The sequence below is a fragment of the Yoonia sp. genome (genome assembly GCF_042093035.1).
In the GTDB taxonomy this organism is placed as follows: domain Bacteria; phylum Pseudomonadota; class Alphaproteobacteria; order Rhodobacterales; family Rhodobacteraceae; genus Yoonia.
Map to the genome: position 1 here is coordinate 1 of NZ_JBELFI010000096.1, position 10,083 is coordinate 10,083.

At 57.3% G+C, this 10,083-nt stretch carries 9 protein-coding genes; 3 read left to right on the top strand and 6 right to left on the bottom strand.

Annotation, left to right across the window (positions count from 1 at the left end; genetic code table 11):
* Together ACFDSS_RS11385 and cysE are read left to right on the top strand one after the other, a co-directional pair.
* The coding region (locus ACFDSS_RS11385; protein ID WP_375255862.1) for a phage tail protein at positions 1-1,338 on the top strand (1,338 nt) is incomplete at its 5' end.
* A gap of 376 nt (positions 1,339-1,714) precedes the next feature.
* Positions 1,715-2,524 carry a serine O-acetyltransferase gene (gene cysE, locus ACFDSS_RS11390; protein WP_375255863.1) on the top strand — a complete coding sequence of 270 codons (810 nt, stop codon included), beginning with the start codon at positions 1,715-1,717 and terminating at the stop codon, positions 2,522-2,524.
* A 67-nt stretch (positions 2,525-2,591) separates the two neighbouring features.
* Here cysE and ACFDSS_RS11395 read toward each other — a convergent pair whose 3' ends face one another.
* From ACFDSS_RS11395 to ACFDSS_RS11410, 4 genes are all read right to left on the bottom strand, one after another.
* Positions 2,592-3,881: a pyruvate dehydrogenase complex dihydrolipoamide acetyltransferase gene (locus ACFDSS_RS11395; RefSeq protein ID WP_375255864.1), complete on the bottom strand. Its 1,290-nt coding sequence runs from the start codon at positions 3,879-3,881 to the stop codon at positions 2,592-2,594.
* A gap of 12 nt (positions 3,882-3,893) precedes the next feature.
* On the bottom strand, positions 3,894-5,264 hold the full coding sequence (locus ACFDSS_RS11400; RefSeq protein WP_375255865.1) for a pyruvate dehydrogenase complex E1 component subunit beta: 1,371 nt from the start codon (positions 5,262-5,264) through the stop codon (positions 3,894-3,896).
* 3 nt (positions 5,265-5,267) lie between these two features.
* Positions 5,268-6,269, bottom strand: a complete 1,002-nt coding sequence (gene pdhA, locus ACFDSS_RS11405) for a pyruvate dehydrogenase (acetyl-transferring) E1 component subunit alpha (protein WP_375255866.1) — start codon at positions 6,267-6,269, stop codon at positions 5,268-5,270.
* Between the two features lie 156 nt (positions 6,270-6,425).
* Positions 6,426-6,725: a septum formation initiator family protein gene (locus ACFDSS_RS11410; protein ID WP_375255867.1), complete on the bottom strand. Its 300-nt coding sequence runs from the start codon at positions 6,723-6,725 to the stop codon at positions 6,426-6,428.
* A 192-nt stretch (positions 6,726-6,917) separates the two neighbouring features.
* On the opposite strand from ACFDSS_RS11410, the gene ACFDSS_RS11415 reads away from it, so the two are divergent.
* Positions 6,918-7,655: a glutathione S-transferase family protein gene (locus tag ACFDSS_RS11415; protein ID WP_375255868.1), complete on the top strand. Its 738-nt coding sequence runs from the start codon at positions 6,918-6,920 to the stop codon at positions 7,653-7,655.
* 3 nt (positions 7,656-7,658) lie between these two features.
* Here the strand turns inward: ACFDSS_RS11415 and ACFDSS_RS11420 are convergent, their stop codons facing one another.
* Both ACFDSS_RS11420 and ACFDSS_RS11425 read right to left on the bottom strand, forming a co-directional pair.
* Positions 7,659-8,588 (bottom strand): class I fructose-bisphosphate aldolase, encoded by a 930-nt coding sequence (locus tag ACFDSS_RS11420; RefSeq protein ID WP_375255869.1) that lies wholly within the window; start codon positions 8,586-8,588, stop codon positions 7,659-7,661.
* 187 nt (positions 8,589-8,775) lie between these two features.
* Positions 8,776-9,957, bottom strand: a complete 1,182-nt coding sequence (locus tag ACFDSS_RS11425) for a phosphoglycerate kinase (protein WP_375255870.1) — start codon at positions 9,955-9,957, stop codon at positions 8,776-8,778.
* Positions 9,958-10,083 lie beyond the last annotated feature (126 nt).

A 10,083-nucleotide genomic window follows, 5' to 3' on the forward strand; every position in this document is an offset into this window, starting at 1 on the left:
GCGGAAATTGCCGGGCGTGTGAAGCTCGCATTTATTGCGGCGGACGGTCGGTACGACGCCATTGCGACCGAAGCGATCATGCCAGATGAGACTACGATTTCTGTCACCCGCAATGAGCTGCCCTTGGCGCTAACCCGCGACGAGGGCGCGGACATTGTCACGCGCTGGCTGCAAGAGGCACGCGTTGCCCGCGACACTGCTCAGTTTGCTTTGCCACCGTCGCGTGCGGATATTGGGGCAGGTGATGTTGTGGCGCTTACAGGCGATACGGCGACACAGCTCTACCGTATTGACCGCATTGATGAGGCGGGTGTCCGGCTCGCCGAGGCTACCAGGGTTGATGCCGAAATCCCGCAAGCGATTGTCCGCCCCCAGGAAGCCGCAGTCCTGCCCGCCTATCAGGGCCCGAGCCCAGTAGAGCTTCTGTTTCTTGATCTGCCTTTGCTCACGGGTGATGAAATTCCTCATGCGCCCTATGTCGCCGCCACTGCCGCGCCTTGGACTGGCAGTGTCGCACTTTACGGTGCGGCACAGGACAGCGACTACACGATGCTTGATACATTGCGCGCGCCCTGTGTGGTGGGCGTCACGCAAACGGCACTGGGCGCTGGGCCGATAGGCATTTGGGACCGTCAGGCCGGATTTGAAGTGGGTTTGGTGAGTGGTACCCTCAGTGCCACAACGCAAGAGGCGCTTCTGGCTGGCGCCAATACATTAGCCATTGGCAGCGGTGCCGCAGATGGTTGGGAAATCTTGCAGTTTCAGACCGCCGAGCCGATCAGCTCAGGTCGATTTGCAATTTCGCGTCTTTTGCGTGGGCAGTTCGGGACCTGGGGGGGGATGCCAGTCACGTGGCCGATTGGATCAAAAGTTGTGTTGCTTGATGGCACGCCACTTCAGATCGGCCTGCCCAGTACATCGCGCGGGACCGCCCGCCATTTCCGATATGGTCCGGCACAACAGCCCCTGGGGGATCCCAGCTACCGCTATGCCAGTCATGTGTTTGAAGGCAACGGCCTGCGCCCTTATCCGGTGACCCATTTGCGGGCACAGCGAACAGGATATGGTGTCGCCGTCGGTTGGATCAGGGCAACGCGCATTGACGGTGATCTTTGGGGAGATGCGGATGTGCCACTCGGTGAGGATATGGAGAGCTATCGCTTGCGTGTTGTGCAGAACGGTGTGCTGCGCCGGGAAGTCACCGTTGGGACACCCTCATGGAACTACGACCCGGCCTTGCTGGCGGCGGATGTAGGCACGGGGGTATTCGATATCACGGTCGCGCAACTGTCGTCGCGGTTCGGGGCGGGGCCAAGCATCAGCGTCACGGTAATCTGATGCGACCGGCGCAACTGGCGGACGTTGAAACTGCGGTCAGAATGCTGTTGCGGTATCCGCAGCAAGAGCATCAGCGGCAGATCGTGCAGCTCTTGGCTGCCGCCGATGCGGGCGATAGGCATCGAAGAAATCATGGCAGCCCGCATGCCGATTTTGGCGCGGGAACTTTGATGGCAGCGGCAAATAGACACCTTCTGGCGCCGCGACCTGCGCATCTTGACAAAACTGTTTGCGACATATTTATATGTGTTTTCAGTGCGTTGCGTGAAAGAGAACACAATCAGAATATGTGATATGTACGATCACAGGTTTGTTCTTGGCTTGGAAGCGCCTAAATGGTTACACATGTCCGTGTAGCGACCAAGGGAACAGCGCCATGCCGCATCCAAGACCCAGCCTGACTGAAATTGACCCGGTGTGGCACCGGATTTGCGACGAAGCAGAAATTGCGATCGCAGACGAGCCGTTGATGGGCGGGTTGATCCACGCCGGTATTCTGCATCACAAGTCCTTGGAGGGTGCATTGGCCTACCGGATTTCGATGAAGCTCGGCTCACCTGAAATGTCAGAGCAAATCCTGCGTGAAATCGCGGATGATGCATATGTGCAGTCACCTGAATTGGTTGCTGCGGCCCGTGCTGACCTTGTGGCAACCTATGATCGTGATCCAGCGTGCCACAGGTTCATGAAGCCTTTGTTGTTCTTCAAGGGGTTTCAGGCGGTGCAATCCTATCGCTTGGCCCATTGGCTTTACCAGCGTGACCGCAAGGATCTGGCCTATTTCATTCAGATGCGCACCAGCGAGATGTTCGGCGTGGATATTCACCCGGCTGCGAAGATCGGGCAGGGGATCATGATCGACCATGCACATTCTATCGTTGTTGGTGAAACAGCCGTCGTCGGTGACAATGTCTCGATGCTGCATTCGGTGACTTTGGGCGGGACGGGTAAAGAAGACGATGACCGCCATCCCAAGATCGGCAACGGCGTTTTGATCGGGGCCGGGGCGCATGTGCTTGGCAACATCAAGATCGGCAATTGCAGCCGGATCGCTGCGGGTTCTGTTGTGCTGGAAGAAGTGCCGCCGATGAAGACCGTCGCAGGCGTGCCTGCCAAGATCGTCGGAGAGGCGGGATGTTCACAGCCGTCGATCTCAATGGATCAGATTCTGAAAACTGTCATGTAGAAGCAAAACGCCGGTGTCCTGAAAAGGAGACCGGCGTTTCATTTGTAAAAATGCGCGCGTTTAGCGTTTACGCGAGCATTGTCATGGGGTTCTCAAGGTTGTCCTTGATTGCATTGAGCAGGTTCGCACCCAACGCACCATCAATCACCCTGTGATCGACCGACAATGTGGTCGACATCACTGTCCCAACTGTCAGCTCACCATCGGCCCCGACAATCGGCTTTTTCGCGCCAGCACCAACCGCAAGGATCGCTGCATGAGGCGGGTTGATGATCGCATCGAAGTTGTCGATGCCGAACATGCCAAGGTTTGAAATCGCAAAGCTGCCACCTTGATATTCATGCGGCGCAAGCTTGCGCTCACGCGCGCGGCCGGCGAGGTCTTTCATCTCCGCAGAAAGCGCGGAGAGTGACTTCATTTCGGCATCTTTCAAAACCGGGGTAAAGAGGCCGCCCTCAATCGCCACAGCCACCGCCACATCGGACTTTTCAAACTTCAGCGTGCGATCACCGGCCCAAACAGCGTTCGCCTCCGGCTCCTGCTGCAATGCAAGCGCGCAGGCTTTGATGATGAAATCGTTGACCGACAGCTTCACGCCGCGCGGCTCAAGCTGCTTGTTGAGCTGGCTGCGGAACTTCAGCAAGGCATCCAACTGGATGTCGCGGCGCAGATAGAAATGCGGCACAGACTGCTTCGCCTCCGTCAGGCGGGCTGCGAGTGTTTTTCGCATACCGTCGAGCTTGACTTCCTCAGTGGGGCGGTCGGCGTATGTCTTGAGCACGACATCAGTCGCCGGGCCCGCAGCCATGGTCGCGGCGGCTGGCGCGTCAGTCTTGGCGGCGGGTGCTGCGGCTTTGGGTGCAGCGGTTGCATTTTCAACATCTGCCTTCACGATCCGACCATGCGGGCCGGAGCCTGCCATTGTGGTCAAATCCAAACCCTTGTCGGCGGCAATCCGGCGCGCCAAAGGCGTGGCGAAGATGCGCTTGCCATCCTTGGCAGGGGCTGCAGGGGCAGGGGTTGCGGCGGCAGGTGCCGCTGCTTGGGCTGCGGGGGCCTCTGCTGCGGCAGCCGGTTCTGATGCGGATACATCACCGATATCATCCGCGCTTTCACCTTCCTCAAGCAGGACGGCGATCACATCGTTGACCTTCACCCCTTCGGTGCCTTCCGGGATCACGATCTTGCCCATCACACCTTCGTCGACGGCTTCAAATTCCATCGTGGCCTTGTCGGTCTCGATCTCAGCCATGACATCGCCGGAGGAGATCGTATCCCCCTCTTTAACGAGCCATTTGGCCAATGTGCCTTCTTCCATCGTCGGCGACAGGGCGGGCATCAGGATTTCTGTTGGCATGGCGCTGTCTCCTTAGCGGTAGGTTACTTGCTTGCAGGCATCGACAACTTCGTCGGATGTCAGCAATGCATGTTTTTCGAGGTTCGCAGCATATGGCATCGGCACGTCTTTGCCCGTGCAGTTGATGACCGGCGCGTCCAGATAATCAAACGCCTCTTGCATGATGACGCCGCTGATGTAGCCGCCCACACTGCCTTGCGGCCAGCCTTCTTCGACCGTGACACAGCGGTTTGTCTTGCGCACAGATTGCAGGATTGTCGCGGTATCCATCGGACGCAGTGAGCGCAGGTTGATGACTTCGGCGTTGATACCATCCGCAGCGAGCTTTTCTGCCGCTTCAAGTGCATAGGTCATGCCGATGCCGAAACTGACGATTGTGACGTCGTCACCAGCGCGTTCAATCTTTGCCTTGCCAAACGGGATGGTGAAGTCATCCATGACCGGCATATCAAAGGATTTGCCATACATGATTTCATTCTCAAGGAAGATCACTGGGTTCGGATCACGGATCGCGGTCTTGAGCAAACCCTTTGCATCAGCGGCAGAGTAAGGCATCACGACTTTCAGACCGGGCACCTGCATATACCAGGCGGCGTAGCACTGCGAATGCTGCGCGCCCACGCGGGCCGCCGCACCATTAGCGCCACGGAACACCATCGGCGCACCCATCTGCCCACCAGACATATAGAGTGTCTTGGCGGCAGAGTTGATAAGGTGGTCAATGGCTTGCATGGCGAAGTTAAATGTCATGAACTCAACGATCGGTTTCAATCCACCGAATGCGGCACCCGTTGCGATACCGGCAAATCCGTGCTCCGTGATGGGCGTATCGATCACACGTTTCGCACCGAATTCATCCAGCAGACCCTGAGAGATCTTATAGGCACCTTGGTATTCAGCGACTTCCTCACCCATGAGGAACACGTCTTCGTCGTTGCGCATCTCCTCGGCCATCGCGTCGCGCAAAGCTTCGCGGACGGTTGTCGGCCTGGTTTCAACATCGGCGTCCCAATCGGGGGTTGCGTCAGCTTCCGGTGCGGCAGGTTCCGTGACAACAACAGGGGCGGCGGGTGCTTCGGCGGCGGCGGCGGCCTCTGCTGCGGGGGCAGGTGCGGATGCACCAGCGGCGGCCACGTCTTCGCCTTCTTCAACAAGCATCGCGATAGCTGTGTTCACTTTCACCCCTTCGGTGCCTTCTGCGATCAGGATCTTGCCAACGATACCTTCATCGACGGCTTCGAATTCCATCGTGGCTTTGTCGGTTTCGATCTCGGCCATGATGTCACCGGAGGACACAGTGTCCCCTTCTTTGACAAGCCATTTGGCCAATGTGCCTTCTTCCATCGTCGGCGACAGCGCGGGCATAAGAATTTCGGTCGCCATGATTTACGCCTCCACTTTTGCGTAGATATCTGTCCAAAGCTCTTCAAGTGCAGGCTCCGGGCTCTCTTTTGAAAACTCGGCGGCCTCGTTCACAACAGCTTTGATGTCTTTGTCGATCGCCTTGAGATCATCCTCAGAGGCGTGCTTGCCGGTGAGCAGCATATCGCGCACTTGTTCAATCGGGTCACGCTCGTCGCGCATCTTCTGCACTTCCTCACGGGTTCGGTATTTCGCGGGGTCCGACATGGAATGACCACGGTAACGGTAGGTTTTCACTTCCAGAATATAGGGGCCCTTGCCAGCGCGGCAGTGGGCAACGGCACGTTCGCCAGCCTCTTTGACGGCCAATACACTCATGCCATCAACTTCCTCACCGGGAATGCCATAGGCCGCACCACGTTGCCAAAGGGATGGTGACTTGGTGGAGCGTTTCACCGACGTGCCCATCGCATATTGATTGTTCTCGATCACAAAGACGACCGGAAGCATCCAAAGCTCTGCCATGTTGTAGGTCTCATAGACCTGACCCTGGTTGGCCGCACCGTCACCAAAATAGGCGAAAGTCACGCGGTCATTGCCTTTGTACATGTCGGAAAAGGCGAGGCCGGCACCCAATGGCACCTGTGCCGCCACAATGCCGTGGCCACCATAGAAATGCTTTTCCTTGGAGAACATGTGCATCGAGCCGCCCTTGCCCTTGGAAAAACCGCCTTCGCGGCCGGTCAGCTCTGCCATGATGCCCTTGGGGTCCATGCCGCAGGCAAGCATATGCCCGTGGTCGCGGTAGGATGTGACGCGCTTGTCGCCTTCTTCGGCTGCGGCCTCCAGCCCCACAACAACGGCTTCCTGCCCAATATAAAGGTGACAGAAGCCACCAATCAGGCCCATCCCGTATAACTGACCCGCCTTTTCCTCAAATCGCCGGATCAACAGCATTTCACGGTAATGTCCGAGCAGTTCTTCTGCCGAGACGTTGGGTTTCGCGGCGGCTTTCTTTGGCGGCATCTGGATTCCTCCGACGTGGATACAAGTAGTTTAGTATTAAACTATTGCTAAACCATGCCGTCAAAAAATGCGAGTGTCAAAGTGACCCGTGGCCATCTTCTCGTGGTATAGCTGCCTTGCGTCAGGTGATTACCTCAATTGACCGCAGGATTTCTGTTAGCGGATGACAATCTCATCGGCGCGGATCAGGCCCAACACATCGCGTGCTTGCTGATCGAGAAGGTCCAGATCAAGGAAACTGTCCGACAGGCGCGTGGTCAGGTTTTCCATGCGCGCGACCTCCGCCTGAAGGGTCGTCAATTCGGCCTGCAAAGCCTGACCTTCGGCGTTCACTTCGATACGTTTGAACAGACCGTAATCGCCCTGCACGGCGGCAAAGGTAAAATAAAGCCCCAGCGTCGTCATGCCGAGGAAATAGAAAAGCGAACCCAGTTTGGGGGTGTTGCGTCGGATCATTGCTCTGCCTCACATGCCACCTCTCGCGGGTGGGTGCGAACAGATTCGCATATTTGATTCGCAAAGTGAATCCCAAAATTCAGAAAAAAATGAGGCCGACATCAAAGTCATACGCAGCAAATCTCAGGTCATCGCCCTGCGCCCTATCAACGGCGTGTTCCCTCTATCATGGCGACATGCTAGCCTGCGCCGATGACAGATATTGTATTGTACGACCACCCGGCGTCAATTTGTTCACAGATGGCGCGCTTGGCGTTGGTCGAAAAGGCGGTGCCATTTCGCCGCGTTACGGTCGATATCATGGATACAAACGAACAGTTTGAGCCTTGGTATGTCGCGCTGAACCCAAAGGCCGTCGTTCCGACCCTTGTGATCGGCGATGAGGTGGTCACCGATACGATCAATATCGTCAATTGGGCGCAGGCGCTGAACGGCCCGGATCTGTCGGGAGGACCGACAACGCAGGATTGGCTCAAGGACATCATGGCGCCGCACTATGGGGTCCTTCTTTATCGCAATCGTCTCGATGAAGATGGAACTGCGCCGCAGATTACCGCGCGCGGACGATTGCTCAGGAAGATGCTGCAAGACCAGCCCGACATGGCCGCATTGCTTGAAGGGCGTATCGCTGGCAACGCGCGCTTTCAAGAACTGTTGCGCGATCCCCAAGCGATAGAGCGGCATCTTGCGTCAACAAAGGCGCTGGTCCAGCGGATGATCGGCGCGGTCGAAAGCCAGCCGTTTCTGACAGGGCCCGCGTATTCAATGGCGGATGCATTCGCGACCGCTGCGCTGGCGCGTTTCAGGGTCCATCAGTTGGACGCATGGTGGCAAGGCTCGCCGCTTGAAGATTATTATGGGCGGATGCGCGCCCGCCCCAGCTTTGCTGCGGCCGGCGTTGTTGAAACGGGCCATGAAAAAGACATGTAGACCTTATGCCTTGCCGCGGTAAATATCGACCAGCTTGTTCAGCATCGCCAGTGCATCACCCCGTTCACGCTGGAACGAATTGCGCCCGATGATAGAACCGTTCCCGCCACCATCCCGGATCGCACGGGCATCGTCATAAACCGCATCGGCCCCCTTGGCAGCACCACCGGAGAATACAGTGATCCGACGCCCGCCAAGCGCGCTGTCAACACAGTGACGCACCCGTGCGGCCTGCGTTGCAATATCAATCGCCTTGCTTTGGTAAACCTTCTTTGCTTCAGGCAGGCTCAGGTGATCGGTGCTGAGCTTGATCTTGATGATATGCGCACCCAGTAACGCCGCGATCTGGGCGGCATAGGCGGCAATATCAATCGCGGTTTCGCCATCCTTGTCGAGCGCCTCACCGCGCGGATAGGACCATATCACAGTAGCGATGCCTTTGGCGGCGGCCTCTTTGCGCATTTCGGCGATATCACTGAACATGTTCAGCGCTGCGGATGAACCCGGATAGATGGTAAAACCAATCGCCCCGCACCCAAGACGCAATGCATCATCGACTGAGGCCGTGATCGCCTGGGTTTTTGGTGCGGCATCCGGGATCAGTGAATTGGCGGAATTCACCTTCAAAATCGTGGGGATTTGGCCGGCAAATGTATCCGCACCGGCCTCAATCATGCCCAAGGGGGCCGCAAAGGCGCTGAGCCCGGCATCAATGGCAAGCTGATAATGATAGTGCGGATCGTAGCCCGCAGGATTGGGCGCAAATGACCGTGCCGGACCATGCTCGAACCCCTGATCGACAGGCAGGATAATCATCTTGCCGGTGCCGCCCAATTTGCCGTTCATTAACATGCGGGCAAGGTTGGCCTTCACGCCGGGCGTTTCGCCCTCATAGTTTGCAAGGATTTTCTGAACGGTTCTGGTGGTTTTCATGAGGGCGCCCTTTCATATGCAATCCATATGCAGGACCGATAGGGGGCGGGGGGGCGCGTTGCAAATGTGTTAGCGCCATCGGCCCTTATGTTATCGCAAACAGGCGGGCAAATCCACCGCCAAGCCTGTTTCTTTTGTTCAAAAATACCGCGGGGGAGGTGCGCAGCACCGGGGGCAGCGCCCCCTTTCAGCTCTGCATCAAAGCGGCCACGCCCGGCAGTTCCTTACCCTCCATCCATTCCAGAAACGCGCCGCCTGCTGTGGAGATATAGGTAAAATCATCTGCCACACCTGCTTGGTTCAACGCAGCAACCGTATCGCCACCACCGGCCACGGAAATCAGACGGCCTTGTTTTGAAAGCGCCGCTGCTTTGGTCGCCGCAGCATTGGTTGCCGCATCAAAAGGTGCAATCTCAAACGCACCCAGAGGGCCATTCCACACAAGCGTCTTTGCTTTTTCCAAGACCGCGCCGATATAGGCAACTGTTGCAGGACCGGCATCCAGGATCATCGCATCAGCGGGGCAGGCGTCAGGAGCGAGCGTTTCCGTTACAGCACCGGCTTTGAATTCACGCGCAACAACGATGTCGCGCGGCAGGATGATCTCGCAGCCAGCTGCCTCTGCCTTGGCCAAGATCGAACGGGCTGTTTCAGCCAGATCATGTTCATGCAGCGATTTGCCCACGCCATGTCCCTGTGCCGCCAGAAATGTATTCGCCATGCCGCCACCAATCACCAGATGATCGACCTTGCCAACCAGATTGCCCAGAAGTTCCAGCTTGGTAGACACTTTCGCGCCACCCACAACGGCCACAACCGGACGGTCCGGCGTGCCAAGCGCCTTTTCCAATGCGCTGAGTTCTTCCGCCATCAAACGACCTGCGCAAGCGGGCAGCATGCGGGCGATGGCCTCGGTGCTGGCATGGGCGCGATGTGCGGCTGAAAACGCGTCATTGACATAAATGTCACCCAAAGAGGCCAGCCGTTTGGCAAAACCGGCATCGTTTTTTTCCTCGCCGGGGTTGAACCGCAGGTTTTCCAGCAACAAAATCTCATCGCCTTCCATTTCCGCCACGGCAGCGGCGTAATCCGAATTGACCCATGTGACAGGCAGACCAAGAACATCGGCCACCGCGGGCGCGATGTGTTCCAACGACATCTCCGGGACGACCTGACCTTTCGGGCGGCCAAAATGCGCCATCAGGATCACTTTTCCACCACGTTCCTGAATGTCGTCAACAGTGGGGATAATGCGGGCGATACGGGTCGTGTCGGTGACAATGCCATCCTCGACCGGCACATTGATATCGACCCGCACCAAGGCACGTTTTCCGGCAAGATCCATATCGTCGAGTGTTTTCCAGGCCATCGTGATGCTCCCTTTGGCTGCCATGTCTTTCTGCCTGCTTGCGACAAGCCCGCGCCCGCGTCAACCGTGGCGGGTTGGCAATTGCAGCATTGCGCCATATGTCATGCCCGAACACGATCAGAATGG